The sequence below is a fragment of the Umezawaea sp. genome (genome assembly GCF_057122925.1).
On record NZ_DBNGPQ010000094.1, the window covers coordinates 34,255 to 50,528 of the forward strand.

10 protein-coding genes are annotated in these 16,274 nt (G+C 73.5%); all 10 read right to left on the minus strand.

Annotation, left to right across the window (positions count from 1 at the left end):
• Positions 1 to 8 precede the first annotated feature (8 nt).
• The 10 genes from AC156L_RS21455 to AC156L_RS21500 are packed head-to-tail and all read right to left on the minus strand — an operon-like array spanning position 9 to position 16,266.
• On the minus strand, positions 9 to 1,136 hold the full coding sequence (locus tag AC156L_RS21455; protein WP_330878949.1) for a GNAT family N-acetyltransferase: 1,128 nt from the start codon (positions 1,134 to 1,136) through the stop codon (positions 9 to 11).
• Positions 1,133 to 6,046, minus strand: coding sequence for an amino acid adenylation domain-containing protein (locus AC156L_RS21460; protein ID WP_330878948.1), 4,914 nt, complete (start codon positions 6,044 to 6,046; stop codon positions 1,133 to 1,135). The genes AC156L_RS21455 and AC156L_RS21460 overlap by 4 nt, the downstream gene beginning before the upstream one ends.
• Before the next feature lie 30 nt (positions 6,047 to 6,076).
• A complete protein-coding gene (locus AC156L_RS21465) occupies positions 6,077 to 7,120 on the minus strand; it encodes a MupA/Atu3671 family FMN-dependent luciferase-like monooxygenase (protein ID WP_330878947.1) in 1,044 nt (347 codons plus the stop codon).
• Between the two features lie 33 nt (positions 7,121 to 7,153).
• Positions 7,154 to 7,933 carry an ABC transporter permease gene (locus AC156L_RS21470; protein WP_330878946.1) on the minus strand — a complete coding sequence of 260 codons (780 nt, stop codon included), beginning with the start codon at positions 7,931 to 7,933 and terminating at the stop codon, positions 7,154 to 7,156.
• Entirely contained in the window at positions 7,933 to 8,769 is an 837-nt protein-coding gene (locus tag AC156L_RS21475; protein ID WP_330878945.1) for an ABC transporter permease, read from the minus strand. Before AC156L_RS21475 ends, AC156L_RS21470 begins: the two co-directional genes overlap by 1 nt.
• Positions 8,766 to 9,773, minus strand: coding sequence for an ABC transporter ATP-binding protein (locus tag AC156L_RS21480; protein WP_330878944.1), 1,008 nt, complete (start codon positions 9,771 to 9,773; stop codon positions 8,766 to 8,768). Before AC156L_RS21480 ends, AC156L_RS21475 begins: the two co-directional genes overlap by 4 nt.
• Positions 9,770 to 12,058 (minus strand): lantibiotic dehydratase, encoded by a 2,289-nt coding sequence (locus AC156L_RS21485; protein WP_330878943.1) that lies wholly within the window; start codon positions 12,056 to 12,058, stop codon positions 9,770 to 9,772. Before AC156L_RS21485 ends, AC156L_RS21480 begins: the two co-directional genes overlap by 4 nt.
• Before the next feature lie 10 nt (positions 12,059 to 12,068).
• On the minus strand, positions 12,069 to 14,024 hold the full coding sequence (locus AC156L_RS21490) for an aminotransferase class I/II-fold pyridoxal phosphate-dependent enzyme (RefSeq protein ID WP_330878942.1): 1,956 nt from the start codon (positions 14,022 to 14,024) through the stop codon (positions 12,069 to 12,071).
• A complete protein-coding gene (locus AC156L_RS21495) occupies positions 14,021 to 15,214 on the minus strand; it encodes a radical SAM protein (protein WP_330878941.1) in 1,194 nt (397 codons plus the stop codon). The genes AC156L_RS21490 and AC156L_RS21495 overlap by 4 nt, the downstream gene beginning before the upstream one ends.
• Positions 15,211 to 16,266, minus strand: a complete 1,056-nt coding sequence (locus AC156L_RS21500) for a thioesterase domain-containing protein (RefSeq protein WP_330878940.1) — start codon at positions 16,264 to 16,266, stop codon at positions 15,211 to 15,213. The genes AC156L_RS21495 and AC156L_RS21500 overlap by 4 nt, the downstream gene beginning before the upstream one ends.
• Positions 16,267 to 16,274: the final 8 nt, after the last annotated feature.

Here is a 16,274-nt window from a genome sequence, read left to right on the forward strand (position 1 = left end):
GAGCGCCGTCACGCGGGAGCGCGTGCGGCACCCCAGACCTCCGCGCGGACGTCCACCTCCCGCCGGGCCACCGAGTCCGCGCACTCGGCCGTGAGAGAGCCGGGCCACCGCACCACGCCGTGCAGCGGCTCCAGCCTGCAACCCCGCAGCTCCTTGGCGCGGTAGGCGCCGTTCCCGAAGCGGAACCGGCGCACGCCCGCGTCGAGCCCCCACAGCAGGGGCTCGTAGAACATCAGGTTGAAGTAGACGAACGCGTCGCCGATCGCCGAGTAGTCGAAGCCCACGCTGCGGATGTGCAGGGTGTCCCCGTCGCGCAGGCAGACGCACACACCGACGGCCGTGCCGTCGCGGTCGGCGGTGAACACCAGCACGTCGTCGTCCAGCGTCGAGGCGAGGTCCCGGTAGTCCTCCAGCACCGACTCCACCGAGGCCGCCACGCCGTACTTGTCCGCCAGCCGCACCTGGAGCAGCGCGGTCCGCTCGCCCAGCACCGCGGTCGACTCGTGCACGGCGGTCGTCAGCCCGGAGGCCAGGTACTGCCCGCGCTCCCGGCGGATGCTGCCGCGCCGCCCGCGCGGGCGGCGGGCGAGGTAGCCCTCGAAGTCCGTCCACTCGACGTCGAGGACGGTGTCGGCGCCGACCACGGCGTGCTCGCGCGTCCCCAACGCCTCCGCGATCTCCTCGACCACCGCGCCGTCGGGCAGGTAGGCGAACGTCAGCACCGAGCCGTCCGCGTCGGCCAGTGCCGACGCCGCGGCGGCCAGTGCGGCGCGGACCTCGGTCTCGACACCGCCCAGGACCCGGAACAGGCAGCGCGACCCGGAGACCGCTGAGAACAGCTGCGGGTACAGCCGGTCGACCGGCACCGGGGGCGTGCCGTTCGGGCCCGGCCAGAGCAGTTCGACGACGTCGTAGTTCGCGGAGGCGCGGGACCCGTCCTCGGTCGCGCGCAACGCGGTGAGGCCGAGCAGCTCGCCGCGGTCACCCCTGGCCGTGACGTACCGCATGCGCCCCCGGGACCGCCGGTCGCAGTACCGCAGCCACGCGACGGACTCGTGCAGCGGGACGTCCGGTGCGAGCCGCCGGTACTCGGTCGCGAACGCCGCCACGTCGTCGTGGACGGCCGTCGTGATCACCGGGCACCGTCGCCGAGCGCGGACGCCAGCTCGCGGACGGTCGGGTGGTCGAACACCAGGTCCACGCTGATCGCTGTGCTCATCCTGGCCTTGATCCTCGACACCAGCCGCAGCGCGAGCAGGGAGTGCCCGCCGAGGACGAAGAAGTCGTCCTGCGCGCCGACCCGGTCGCGCCCCAGCACCTCGGCCCAGATCCTGGCCAGGTCCTCCTCCCGCTCCGACAGCGCCTCGGTGGCGGTGGGCTCCTGGTCGACCAGGAGCTCTGGGGCGGGGTCGGGCAGCGCGCGGCGGTCGGTCTTCCCGTTGGCCGAGGTCGGGATCCGGGGCAGCGGCACGAAGTCCACCGGGACCATGTACGCGGGCAGCCGTCCGGCCAGGTGGGCGGTCAGCTCCGCGCTCGCGGGCGCGGCACCGGGCTTCGGGACGACGTAGGCGACCAGGCGCACCGGATCGCCCCGCAGGTCGACCGCGCAGTCCCCGACGGCGTCGTGCGAGCGCAGCGCGTGCTCGACCTCCTCCAGTTCGACGCGGTAGCCGTGCAGCTTCACCTGGCTGTCCACGCGGTGCAGGAACTGGAGGTGGCCGTCCGCGCGCCGCCGCACCACGTCACCGGTCCGGTAGAACCGCAGGCCGGGGGCGAGTTCGACGAACCGCTCGGCGGTCAGCTCGGGCGAGGTGTAGCCCGCGGCGAGCCCGGCTCCGCCGATGTGGAGCTCACCGGGCAGCCCGACGGCCGTCGGCATCCCGGCGGGGTCGAGCACCCGGACCTCGGTGTTGGGCAGAGGCCGTCCGATCGGCACCGCGGTCTCGTCACCCCGCACGCGGTACGCGGTGGACCAGATGGTGGTCTCGGTGGGCCCGTACAGGTTCCAGCACCGGTCGACCCTGCCCGCGAGCCACGCGGCGAGGTCGGCGGGCATGGTCTCGCCGCCGCACAGCGCGGTGAAGCCGCCCTCGGGCCGCCAGTCGACCTCGGCGAGCATCCGCCACGTCATCGGGGTCGCCTGCGCCACGGTGGCCCGCGACGCGGTGAGCAGCGCGGCCAGCGCCTCGCCGTCGGACACGACCCTCGTCGGCGCGATGACGAGCGTGGCGCCCGCGACCAGGGGAGCGAACAGCTCCAGGGCGGCGATGTCGAACGTCGCCGTGGTGACGGCGAGCAGGACGTCCCGCTCGGTGATCCCGACCTGGCGGCACATCGCCCTCAGCAGGTGCGAGAGCGCCCCGTGCGGCACCAGCACGCCCTTGGGGTCGCCGGTCGAGCCGGACGTGTGCAGGACGTAGGCGAGGTCGTCGCCGCCCACCGCCGTGACGACGGGGCCACCCGCACCGCTCCCGTCGACCAGGACGACCTTCCGGCCGTCGAAGAGCCCGGCCAGCGCCCGCTCGGTGACCACGACCTCCACGGCGGCGTCGGCGAGCACGAAGTCGTTGCGCGACCGGGGGTGGCGGTGGTCCAGCGGGACGTACGCCGCACCCGCCATGGCGGTGCCGAGCAGGGCCACCACCAGCTCGCAGGACCTGTCCACGCACACCGCCACCCGGTCCCCGACCTCGACGCCGCGCCGCGCGAGCGCCCCCGCGAGCCCCGCCGCCCGGTCGTGCAGCTCCCGGTAGGTCAGGACGTCGTCACCCGCCCTGACCGCGACGGCGTCGGGCCGCGCGGCCACGCGCTCCCGGAACAGGTCGACCAGGGTCGGACCGCTCTCGTCCACGGACACCTCGGGGACGGTGGCCGCCTCCGCCTCCCGGTCCGCGTCGACGAGCATGTCCAGCGAGTCCACCGGCGCGTCCGGCGAGTCCACCGCAGAGGCCAGCAAGCGCTGGAAGTGGCCGACCATGCGCTCGGCGGCGTCGGGGTCGATCAGGTCGGTGTTGTACTCCCAGATCAGCGTGAGCCGCTCCCGCTCACCGGGAGCCCCCGAGGTCCGGAGCTGCTCGGCCCTCGGCACGACGACCACGTTGACGTCGAACTTGGCGGTGTCGTTGTGGTACTCGGTGAGCGTGCCCACCGCGTCCGGCCAGTCGAAGGGCGGCACGGGGGAGTCGTGGAAGCTGAAGCACGTCTGCACCAGCGGGTTGCGGCTGGCGTCGCGGGGCAGGTTCAGCTCGCGCACCACGTCCTCGAACGGGGCGTCCTGGTGGGCCAGCGCTTCGAGCACCGCGGTCCTGGTCCGCGAGGCCAGCTCGCGGAACGACTCGGCACCGGTGACCTCGGTCCGCAGCCCCACCATGTTGACGAGCATCCCGATCAGGTTCTCGGTTTCCACGCGGTCCCGGTTCGCCATCCACGAGCCGACGCACAGGTCCCGCGCGCCGCTGTAGCGGTGCATGAGCAGGGTGAACGCCGAGAACATCAGCACGAACAGCGACAGCCCCTCGGCGGCGGCGAACTCGCGCAGCCCGGCGTAGAGCGGTCCGGGCAGCGCGACGCGCAGCGCCCGTCCGCTGAACGTCTGCTTCGCGGGCCGGGGGCGGCTGACGGCCAGGTCGAACGGCGTCACCCCGGCGAGCTTGCGCTTCCAGTAGGGGAGCACCTCGGCGCGCCTGCCGCCGAGGTAGCGCTCCCGCTGCCAGGCCGAGAAGTCGGCGAACTGGACCGGGAGCGGGGCGAGCGCGGGCTCCGCGCCGCGGACCCACGCGCCGTAGAGCTCGGACACCTCGCGCCAGAGCACGGCGACCGACCAGCCGTCGTGCACCAGGTGGTGCTCGGTCTCGGTGATCACCCAGTCGTCGTCGGCGACGCGGTAGAGCTTCCAGACGATCAGCGGCCCGTGCTCCAGGTCGAACGAGCGGGCGATCTCCTCCCGCTGCCCGCGCGCCAGCGCGGCCTCGCGCTCGGACTCCGGGAGGTGGCGGAGGTCCTCCAGGGGGAGGGGGACCTCGGTGGGCGGGTGCACGACCTGCACCGGTCCGTCGAGGGAGTCGTGGAAGGTGGTGCGCAGGACCTCGTGCCGGGCGACGACCTCGGTGAGCGCGCGCTGGACCAGGTCCGGCCGCAGGTCTCCGGTGAACCGCACGCCGCACTGGAAGTGGTAGGCGCGGTTGCCGCCCACGAGCCGGTCGAGGAACCAGACCTGCTCCTGCCCGAACGACACCGGCGACGGCGCGCCCGCGACGGACGTCGGCACCAGGGGCGGTTCGGTGCTCGCCGCACGCGCGGGTGCCCCGCCCAGCGCGAGCGCCATGCGCTCCACGGTGGGGTGGGACAGCGCGAGCCCGGTGGGCACGTCCACGTCGAACACGCGCCGCAGCCGGGTGGCGACCTGCGCGGAGAGCAGGGAGTTGCCGCCCAGGTCGAAGAAGTGGGCCGTGCGGCTGGTGACCGGACGTCCGACCAGGTCCGCGATCAGGTCGGCGACGAGCTGCTCGACCCCCGGCCTCGGCGGCTCGTCGTCGTCGGTCCGACCGGACTCGGCGGCCAGCTCGCGCAGCGCGGAGCGGTCGACCTTCCCGTTGCCGTTCAACGGGAACGCGGGCAGCGGGCGGAGGGCACCGGGCACCATGTAGGCGGGCAGCAGCTCGACGAGGCGCGCCTCGACCCGCGCGGGGTCGAAGTCCTCGGCGACGACGAAGGCGGTGAGCCCGGTCAGCGCGGTCCGGGGACCGGTGGCGACGGCCACCGCGCCGCGGACGCCGGGGCAGGCCAGCAGCGCGGCCTCGACGTCGCCCAGTTCGATCCGGAACCCGTTGACCTTCACCTGGTTGTCGGCCCTGCCCAGGAACTCGATCGCGCCGTCGGGCATCACCCGGCCCCGGTCCCCGGTGCGGTACAGGCGCTCCCCGGTGTCGGGGCGGGTCGGGAAGCTCGCCGCGGTGCGCTCGGGATCGCGCCAGTAGCCCCTCGCCAACCCGGTACCGGTGATGCACAGCTCACCGGTCAGGCCGTCCGGCACCGGCCGCAGGTCGTCGTCGAGCACGAGGCAGCCCTCACCCGGCAGCGGGACGCCGTAGGGGATGCTGGTCCAGGTCGGGTCGACCTCGTCGATGACGTGGACCAGCGAGTAGATGGAGTCCTCGGTGGATCCGCCCATGCTGACCAGGGTGGCGTCCGGGAAGTGCGCGCGGATCCGGTCCGGCAGGTCGACGGGGATCCAGTCACCGGTCAGGATGACCAGCCGCAGCGCCGGGGGCGCGGGCGTCCCGGTGTCCTCCAGCCAGGTCAGGAGCATCCCCATCAGCGCGGGCACGCTGTGCCACACGGAGACCCCGTGCCGCAGCATCGACTCGACCCAGTGCTCGGGATCGCCCGCGGCGTCGGCGTCGGGCAGCACGACCGCGCCGCCGACGGCCAGCGGCCCGAAGACGTCGTAGACGGACAGGTCGAAGCTCAGCGACGACAGGCCGAGGGTCCGGTCGGCGGGCCCGACCCCGAACCTGCGGTCGACCTCCAGCACCGTCTCGGTGACGCCGCCGTGCTCGATCATCACGCCCTTGGGCACACCGGTGGACCCCGAGGTGAACATGACGTAGGCCAGGTCCCCTGGGAGGTCGGGGGAGGGCGGGCCCGCCACCGCGGTCAGCCGTTCGTCCACGAAGGACTGCTCCACGCCGGTCAGCCCGCAGAGCAGACCGGGCCGGGTGAGCGCGATCCGGCACCGCGCCAGTTCCAGGACCTGGCGCAGCCGGGCCTCGGGCAGGCCGGGGTCGACGGGCAGGTAGGCGGCTCCCGACTTGAGGACGCCGAGCACCGCGACGACCTGCTCCCACCCCTTGCGCAGGGCGACCGCGACGAGTTCGTCCCGGCCGACGACCGGCCGCAGCCCGACGGCCACGGCCTCGGCCAGCCCGTCGAGCTCGCGGTAGGTCAGGGTGCGGTCGGGCGTGACGACCGCGACCGCGTCCGGCGTGCGGGCGGCGGAGTCCTCGACGAGCCGGTGCAGCGACCGGGCTGAGGTGTTGTGGTCCATGAGGCGTTCCCCTTCTGGTCGGTCCGGCGGTCAGCGCAGGTCGGCGACGAGTTCCCCGAGGTGGTCCATGCCCCGCAGCACCGACTTCCGGTCGACGCCGAAGTCGACGAGGCACGCGATCTCGTCCACGCCCGCCTCCGCGAACGCGCTCACCGCGCGGTGCGCCGTGGCCAGGGACCCGAACAGCCCGCTCTCCCTCGAGTAGCGGTCGAAGGCGCGCCGCACCAGCGCCTCCGCGTCGGCCTCGCTCACCTCGTCGATGCCCTCCGTGGTCGGACCGGAGCGGGTGGTCAGGTCCAGCGAGCTGGCCAGGTAGCGGCTGAACGGCTCGCGGACCTCCTCCAGGACCTGGTCGTCGGACGTGCCCAGGTAGGTGTGCAGCATCAGGGTCACGTGGCCGCGCGCGTCGGGTCCGTGCGCGGCGCGCAGGGCGTCCCGGTAGACGCCGATGTTGCGGGCCAGCACGGCCGGTCGCTGGCCGAGCACGTGGGTGAGCAGGTTCCCGCCGAGCCTGCCCGCGGTGCGGAACGTCTCGGGGTTGCCGGAACTGGTGATCCAGAAGGGCAGTTCCGGCTGCACGGGGGTCGGGAAGATCCGCACCGTGGACGTCCCGCCGCTGCCGTCGGTCCTGGTGATGCTGTTCCCCGCCCACAGCGCGCGCACCACCTCGACGTGCTCGGCCAACAGCGCCCGCCGGTCGGCGTAGGCGCGGGTGGGGTCGGGGTGCAGCAGGAAGTCCACCGCGTGCCAGCCGGAGGCGAAGGCCACCGCGGCCCGGCCGTCGGAGAGGTTGTCGACCATCGACCACTCCTCGGCCACCCGGATCGGATCGTGCAGCGGCAGCACGACGCTGCCCGCCCTGACCCCGATCCTCTTCGTCACCGACGCCACGGCCGCGCCGGTGATCGCCGAGTTGGAGTACAGGCCGCCGAACCGGTGGAAGTGGCGCTCGGGCGTCCAGACCGCCGTCAGCCCCGCCTCGTCGGCGAAGCGGGCGCCGTCCAGCAGCAGGTCGTACCGCCCTCGGTCGTCGCCCGAGGCGTCGTCGGCGAAGTAGAACAGGCTGATGTCCATCGGGTTCTCCCTGTCGGGTCGGGACGGTCGTGGTCAGGCGGAGGCCCCGGAGTAGCGGCGCAGCCCGGCCCTCCAGAGAGCCCTGGACGCGAGCGCGAGCGCGACCGCCAGCGCGGCCTGGGTCGCGAGGGACTGGAGCGTCAGCCGGGACGTGAGCGCCTCGGCGGGGACGGTGACGGCCAGGCCGATCGGCACCAGGAAGGTCAGGCCCACCCGCAGCCAGCCGGGGTAGAGGCCCACCGGCCAGCGCGCCGCCTGGTACACCCCGGAGAACAGCTCGGCGACGTTGTCCAGCCGCACGAACCAGAACGCCGTGGTGGTGACGATCATCAGGAAGCTGTGGACGAGCACCGCGCCCAGCACCAGCGACACCGCGAACGCGACCAGGGCGAGCGGGGCGACGCCGTCGCCGAGCCACACCACGGCGACCGCGACCACCCCGGCACCGGTGAGCAGGTCGAGCCCCTGCCACAGCCGCACCGCGCGGACGCTGACCACCAGCTGCGCGTCGGCCGGTTTGGTCAGCACGTGGTCGAGGTCGCCGTCCTGGATGTCGGTGAGCAGCTTGAGCGCCGCGGGCATCACCACCATCTGCACGAAGCCGTTCATCATGGTGAACACGCCCATCACCACCAGCAGCTGCTGGGAGGTCCAGCCGTTGAGCCGGTCGACCTCCCCGAACACCAGCGCGAGCACGGCGGCGCCGGTGACCAGCGACAGCGCGGAGTTCAGCAGGCGCGCCAGGAAGTTCGCGCGGTACTGGACCTCGTTGAGCACCTGGACGCGGAGGAACCGCCACACCAGCCCGGCCATCACGCGCCCACCCCCGCGTACCGGCGCACGGCCCGCTTCCACACCACGGCCACCGCCGCCGCGCCGACCGCGATCCACAGCGCCTGCGCGGCGAGGCCGCCGAGCAGCCACGCGGTGGACCGGCTGCTCACCAGCGAGTCGATGGGGAAGCCGAACGTCCACTTGAACGGCAGGTGGTCGGCGACCGACCGCGCCCAGTCGGGCAGCAGGGCCAGTGGCACGAGCCGTCCCGACAGCAGGAGTTCGAACACCAGGTACAGCTCGAACAGCGCGCTGGCGCGGGTGGTCCAGAACGTGACGAGGCCGAGCAGCCACAGCAGCAGCGACCGGATGACGAACGCGCCCCAGATCGCGACCAGGAACACCGCCACCTGCACCGGGCGGACGTCGATCGTCGGCTCGAACACCCACGTCAGCAGCGCCGCGATCGGCAGCCACAGCACGATCCAGACGACCTTGGCCCCGGCGAACCCGGCGAGGTCGTGGTGGACGGGGTGCACCGGCAGCAGGAGCCGTCCCGACATCCGGCCGCTGGCGATGCGCCACTCGAAACCGGGGGGCGCGTAGACCAGGTTCATGTTCCGGACCAGGGTCCACAGGATGTAGTAGGCCGCCAGCGACCCCGCGGTGTAGCCGCCCACGCTGCCGCCCTTGGCCTCGGCGACGGTCCGCCACACCACGAGGTAGATCACCGGTTCCGCGAGCATGCCGACCAGGAACAGGTAGTTGGCCGCCCGGTAGCTGAAGTGCTGGACGGCGGAGAGCTTGCCCGCCTGGACGTAGAAGTCCGCCAGCGCTCGCAGCCTCGCCGCCGGACGCTCCCGCACCACCGTCATCGCGGCACCTCCGCCACCGCGCCCGCGGTCCCGGAGGAGAAGACCTGCCCGATGACGTCCTCGACGGGCGGCGCCTCCACGGTCAGGTCGAGGACGTTGTGCTCGGACAGCAGCTTCGCGATGGCGGCGGGCGCGGTCGCGCGGGGCACCCGCAGCCGGACGCGCCCCCCTTCGGAGGAGAGCACCTGACCGCAGCCCCGAAGGTCGGGGTCCACCTCGTCGAGCGTCGCCTCGATCTCCCGGTGTGCGGCGAACTCCTCGCCCAGCGCGGACAGGTCGCCGTCGAACAGCAGCCCGCCGCGGTGGATCACCACCACCCGCCTGCACAGCGCCTGCACGTCGGCCATGTAGTGGCTGGTGAGCAGGACGGTGGCGCCGTGGCGCCTGCTGTACTCGGCGACGAAGGACCGCACCCGCTTCTGCATCGTCACGTCCAGCCCGAGCGTGGGTTCGTCGAGGAACAGCACCTCCGGCCGGTGCAGCAGCGAACCGACCAGCTCCGCCTTCATCCGCTCGCCCAACGACAGCGTGCGCACCGGTTTCCTGATCAGGTCCCCGATCTCCAGCAGCTCCACCAGTTCCTCGCGCGTGCGCCGGAACCGCGCCGGGGGGACCTGGTAGATCGCGCGGTTGAGCTCGTAGGAGTCCGAGGCGGGCAGGTCCCACTGCAACTGGTGGCGGTTGCCCATCACGAGCGCCATCCGGCGCAGGTACTCGCGCTCCCGCCGGGCGGGCACGTGCCCCAGCACGGTCGCCGCACCCGAGGTGGGGTGCAGCAGGCCGGAGAGCATCTTCAGCACCGTGGTCTTGCCCGCGCCGTTGGCACCGAGGAAGCCGACCACCTCGCCGCGCGCCACGGTCAGGGTGACGTCCTCGACGGCGTGGACGGTGCGGGTCCTGCGCCGCACCAGGTTCCCCACGGCGGCCCGCAGGCCGGGTTCCCGTTCGGTCACCACGAAGGACTTCGACAGCGCCCGGACGTCGATCGCGATCTCCGCGCTCATGCCACGGCCTCCCCGTCGTCCACGAGCACCATCCGGAGTTCGGAGGTGTAACCGGCCCCGGTGGCGTCCTCCAGCCAGTTCTGCGACAGGTCGGGCAGCATCTCCGCGACCGTCACCGGCTCGGGCCTCGGCAGGCCGCCCGCCTGGCGCACCGCCTTGGCGAACCGGTCGACCAGCGGACCGGAGGTGAAGTCGAGGAAGATCGGCTTGCGTTCCCCGCGCACCCGGTAGAAGGCGAGCCTCGGCAGGCCGTGCTCGGCCCTCCAGCGCTGGGCGCCGCGGAACCGGTCCACCGGCTGCTTCGCCGTCGCCCACCCGATCTCGGCGGGCGGGAACGACCAGGTCTCCCTGGCCAGCACCAGCCGGTCGATCGAGATCCTCGGCCGGTGCGGGGCGGGCGGCAGCGGCCGGAAGGCGTCGACCACGGCGGCCGACAGCTGCTCGCCCAGCAGTTCCAGCAGGTCGAAGTCGCCGTCCCCGCGCCGGGAGCGCACGACGAGCCGCCCGGCCTCGCGGTGCACCTCCAGCGCGGCGGACGGCACCACCGGGCCGGGGGCGCCGCTGTCGTCGTCGTGCAGGCACCAGTAGCGGAACCGCTCCGACAGCAGCGCCGCCGGGTAGACCCTGGAGTTGACCTGCGGCCAGTCCTTGGTGGGCACGGAGTAGATCCGGCGGCCCGCGTGGTCCTGCTCGCTCGCGGCCAGCAGCGCGGCGCGGTCGGGGTGCCGTTCGACGAACATCCTGCTCTCGGTGGTGTTGGTCGCGAGGTGCAGTTCGCCGAGCACGACCGTGAACTCCCCGCGCCGCAGGGCGTCGAGCCCGTCGGCGGCGATCATCAGGTCGGGGGCGACGTAGCGGGCGGACGACCACGGCGGCGGGGAGGCGGGGAACAGCTCGGCCACCCGCTCGGCGATCCGGTCTGCCTGAACCCGGTGCTCGCGCACACCGGGCGGTACGGCCAGGACGCGCGCCCACCTCTCCTGGAACTCCGCCACGGCGGCGGCGACCGGGCGCGGCGGTCCTGATCGGACCACCAGGTGGGGCGTGGCCACCCCGAGCAGCCGTGCGAGCGGCACCGAGGTCCCGCCGTCGTGGGCCAGGCACGAGTCGAACAGCCGGTCCAGCAGGTCGAGGTAGTCGCGGGCCGCGCGGGCGACCAGCCAGCGGGCGCTGTCGGCGAGGAGCCCGAGCGGTGCGCCGACGGCCCGCCGCACCGGCAGGCCCAGTTCCAGGTCGACCGCCCGGCGCGAGTCCTCGTAGACGAGCCCCCGGCCCGCGTAGGACTCGCCGTGGCGCCGGGTCGCGTCCCGTCCGGTGAGGCGGTGGAAGGTCTCGCCCAGGTCGGCGACCGCCGCCAGCACCTCGTCCGCGTCGCCCGCCGCGGCGGCGGCGGTGTCGCGGGCCCGCACCAGTTCGTCGAGCTGGCCCAGTGCCCACCGCCGCGTCACCGGATCGCCGATCAGCGCCAGCTTGGCGCGCAGGGTCCGCTCCGGGTGCGCCTCCACCGGACCTTCGAGGGTGAGGTGCACGAGTTCGCCGTCCCGCCACCCCAGCAGCGTCGGCAGCGCGTCCGCACCCAGGTCGCGAACGGTCCTGGTGCCGTCGCAGGCGCGCAGCAGCGCGGCGTGGCCGGGGCTCAGGCGCACCGGGTCCCCGTGCGGCCTGCGCAGGACGTCGCCGTCCAGCCAGCAGCCGCCGACCGGGCGCGGTACCAGCCACGGCTGGACGTCGGGGTGCTCCGACAGGCGGGCGGCGAGCGCGTCGACGGCCCAGACCTCGAAGTACAGCGTCCGGTCCGTCACCAGGTCCGCACCGGGGCGCAGCCGCACCACGGCCTCGTCGTCGGTCAGCGTCGCCCAGGTCGCGGGCCCGAAGAACCCGATGGTGTCGTTCTTGGTGGTGTAGCGCTGGAGGTAGTTGGCCATCGCCAGGACGTGCCTCTGGTCGGGGCGCCTGCCGGGGACGCGGCGGGAGCGCACGCCGTCCAGCGCGTTGCGCACCACCGCGGGGTTCTGCCAGGCGACGGCCTCCCGGAAGCGCGGGTCGGCGGCCAGCGCCCGCAGCCGTCGGTCCAGCTCCCGCTGCCACCGCTCCCACTCCAGCCGGAACCCGGCCAGGTCGTCGGCGGACCGCCACGACCGCTCGGCGGACGCGGCCAGCTCGGGGTCGCCGAGCAGCAGCACGTCGGCGGCGGGGAAACCGGCGCTGCGCAGGACGAAGTCCCGCCACACGTGCCACCCGGCGCCGTCCAGCGGCACCAGGTGCGAAGCGTCGTGCGGACCCACGTGCCACCCCTCAGATCGCGGCGTGCTCGGGATTGGACATGCCGCCGAGGCGGTAGCGCAGCGACGGCAGCCCCGTGCACGCGGTCGGCACGCCGAGCCGGTCGAGCTGTTCGAGGACGACGTCGTCCTCGCCGAGCCGCGCGGCGACCTCGTCCGGGGTGCGCGGGCGGCTGAACCGCAGCAGCCGCAGCAGCCGGGTGTCGAACAGCCACGCGCCCATGTCGACCATGCCCGCCCGGACGTCGTCCCGGACGACGGTGCCCCCGGCGTCCACGACGCCCGCCCGCTGGAGCGACCGCCAGCGGTCCACCGCCTCCCGACCCGGTGGCAGCCACGGGAACCGGTCGACCGCCACCGGTCGGCTGTCGGAGCCGACCAGCGTGCGCCACGAGTGCACGGCGGGCAGGTCCCGCGACGCCAGCGCCAGCAGGCTGGCCAGGTGGTCGGGCGCCCAGACGTTGTCGTCGTCGAGGAAGGCGGTGTAGTCGGCGTCGCAGGTCTGCGCGGCGAGCTGGCGCAGTGCGGCGATCCGCTCGAACGGCGCCTCCGGCAGCACCCGCCCGGTGTCCACGGTGATCACCCGGAGTTCGGGGCGGCCCAGCACCGCGGTGTGGTCGCGAGGTGCCGGGCCGTCCCACCAGACCGTGACCCGCACGTCGGCGTCGACCCGCTGCGCGGCGACGCCCGCCAGCGCGGCCTCCAGCGAGGGGCGGTCGCCCTTGGTGACGACCACGACCTCGATCGAGGGGCGCCGGGCGACGGCCCGCGTCGGCGCGGAGGCGCCCGTCAGCGCGGCGGCGAGGGCGTCGAGCTGGTCGTCCAGCGCCAGGAAGGCGTGGTGGGGCACGACGACGTGGGTCTCGTGCCACTGGCGTGAGCGCTTGGTGGGTGCGGCGAGGTGCCCGATCCCCGAGTACTGCTTGACCGTTCCCGGTCGGTACAGCGGACCCTCCGGCACCGGTGGGTACACCCGGTCCAACGTCAGGCCGGTCGCCTCCGCGACCCGCGCGACCACCTGCTCGGGAGTGCCCGAGCCGTCGGGGACGCGGACCGCGAGGCCGTAGAAGTTGCCCGACCGCAGCGCCCAGTCGTCGGAGGGGCAGTGCCAGCCCTCGGCCGCGAGCCGGTTGACGAACCTGAGGGCGGCCCGCGACCGCAGCGCGGCCTGCGCGGGCAGCCGGTCGAGCTGGTCGAGCAGCAGGGCCGCCGACACCTCCGACACGGAGTGGTTGGCGCCGTGCAGCAGGAACGCGGGCTCCAGCTCGTTGGCGGCCGACTCGGCGGGCAGCTCCGCGCGCCTGCGGGAGTCCATGACGAGCGACTCCGCCCGCGCTGCCACCTCCTCGTCGTCGGTGAGCACGGCACCGCCCTCACCGCTGGTGAGCACCTTGGTCGCCTGGAGGCTCATGATGCTGACGTCGCCGAGGCCGCCGATGCGGCGGCCGTCCGCGGTGAGCGAGAGCTGGCTGTGCGAGGCGTCCTCGACGATCAGCGAGTCGGGGAAGCGCGCCCGGAGCGCGTCGACGTCGGCGTGCTGGGCGTAGAGGTGGATCGCGAGCACCACGGCCGGCGACTCGATCGGCGTTTCCCCCACCAGGCAGGGGGATTCCTCGTCGGCGTCGTAGAAGGCGGGCGTGGCCCCGACCCTGAGCACCGAGGTCGCGCAGCTGACCCACGTGGTCGCGGGCATCAGCACGACGTCGCCCGGACCGACGCCGAGCGCCTGGAGCGCGACCAGGATCGCGCTGGAGCCGCTGGTGGTGAGCACGCAGTGCTCGCGCCCGGCGCGGTCGGCCAGCGCCCTCGCGGCGGCGACGTTGCGCGACGCCCACGTGCTGCGGGCACCGCTGACGGCGAGCCTGCCGCTGAGCAGCGCGCCGCCCACGGCCTGCACCGACCACTCGTCGGTCTCCGGCCACCTCGGCCAACGGCGGTCGGCGGGCACCGGGACGTTCTGCTCGTTCACGGGTTCTCCTTGCTGCGGTTGCCGTTGCCCGTGGGCACCACCGCCAGGGGCAGGGTGAGGCGGGAGGGGACCTTTCGCGACGGTGCGGGCGTGAAACCCGCGCACAGGGCGGGCGTCAGCCGCACCTGGTGCGCCCGGTAGGGCTCGTAGGAGGTCTCGTCGAAGTCGACGTACCTGTTGTGGTAGCACCACTCGCACTCCTCGAACCGCTCGGACAGCGCCTCGCGGCCCCGGCCGTGCGCCGCGCGCAGCCGCTGGTAGGCGGGTCCGTTCCAGATGTCGTCGAAGCTCGTGGTGGTGAGGTCGCCGAGCAGGTGCTGCTCGGCGGGAGCGCCGATGAGGTGGTCGCAGAAGCCGACCTGGCCCCGGTGGTTGACGTAGCAGTACATCCACGGGTGGGTGCAGGTCTTGTCCGCGTGGTGGTCGTCCGCCCACAGCGGGTCCAGCGAGGCGTTGACCTGGACGGTCACGTCCTGCGCCCGCGCGGCCTCGGCCATCCTGGTCAGCTCGGTCAGCATCCTCTCCCGGTGGTGGACCAGGTTGTCCGGATCGTCCTCGGAGGTCGTCAGCGGGTTGAGCTGGACCTTGATCCCGAGGTCGGCGGCCACGCGCACGATCCGGGTCAACTCCGGCAGGGCGGCGGGCTGCACCACGACGTTGAGGTGGATGCCGTCCGTGCCGACACCGCTCACCCGCGCCTCGTCGGCGAGGATCCGCAGGTTGCGCAGGACGACGTCGAACTTGGCGCCCTTGCGGAGCACCTCGAAGGTCTCCGGTTCCCCGGCGTCGAACGACACCGCGATCAGCGCCCCGCCGCGCACCAGCTTCCGCCACAGCTCCTCGTTGGGCACGGTGAGGTTGGTGACGAGGCGGATCCGGCAGCCGTGGGCCAGGGTCTTGTCGACGAAATCGGGGAACCGCTTGAGGATGGTGCTCTCACCCCAGCCGCGCAGGTCGACGATCTCGGCGGTGGGGAACAGCTCCTCGGCCACCCGGTCGAACAGCTCCACGCTCATGTTGCGGGAGGGCAGGAAGGGGCCCGCCGACCGGCACATCGGGCAGGACAGGTTGCAGTTCTCGGTCAACTCGATGAACAGCACCCTCGGTTTGCTCGTCAGCACCACGGCCCTGCGCTCGAACTCGGCGATGTTGCGGTCGTGGTTCTCGGCTCGTGCACCGTTGTCGGTCATCCGGCGTCAGTCCTCCCGGCCAGCGCCTCGTCCACCAGCGCCGCGAAGGTCGTGCGGAACCCCTGGTCGGCGAAGATCGCGTACTCGTAGTGCTCGGCGTCGATGTCGTGCAGGTGCAGGGCACCCACGTGGGGGCGCCAGGCGGGCACCAGCTCGACCGGGGTGTCCGCGGCGAAGTAGTGCACCTCGCCGTCGTAGTGGCCCGGCTCGTACAGGCAGTCGGCCCGCAGGGTGCGCGCGAAGACCAGCAGTTGGCGTTCGAGGGTCTCGGCGTCCATCTCCTCGGCCAGCGCGTGCGAGCGCCGCAGCGCCTCCACCACACCCGCGTCGCCGGGGGACACCTCGGCGTCGGAGGTGTCGCCCACCCGGCGCAGCAGCTCCCGCAGCCTGCCCCGCTTGAGGTCCTCCTCCGACCCCAGCCTGGACAGGACCGCCGGGTCGGGCGGCTGGCTGTCGAACATGGCGAGCAGGCCGACCCGCGCCCCGGACCTCCTGAGCCTGCACGCGATCTCGAAGGCGATGGTGCCGCCCGTGGAGAAGCCGCACAGCAGGTACGGCCCGTCCGGCTGCACCCGCAGGACCTGCTCCAGGTAGATCGTGGCGAACTCGTCGATGGTCCTCGGCACGTCGCGCTCGCCGTGCAGTCCCGCCGCCCGGACCCCGGCCAACTGGACGGGCAGGTGCTTGCGCAGGGTCCTGATCGCGAACGCGTTGCCCGACGCGGAGTGGAAGTAGAACAGGTTGACCGCGCCGGGGACGGCTCCGGCGGGCAGCTGCACGCAGCTGTCCACCGGGGCCAGGGAGCGCAGGTGGGCCGCGACCCGCTCGACGGTGTCGTGCTCGACCACCGACCGGGCGGTCACCGGGGCACCGGTGACCCGCCGAACCCTGTCGGCCACCCTGGACGCGGCGGTCGCGTGCCCGCCGAGCGCCCCGAACCCGTCCCGAGGGGTGACCTCGGTCGCCCCCAGCTCGTCGGCGTAGGCCTCGGCGACCGCGGCCTCCAGCTCGTCGCGGAACCTCTTGCCGTAGTAGCCGGACACGGTGGTCACCTCCTGTT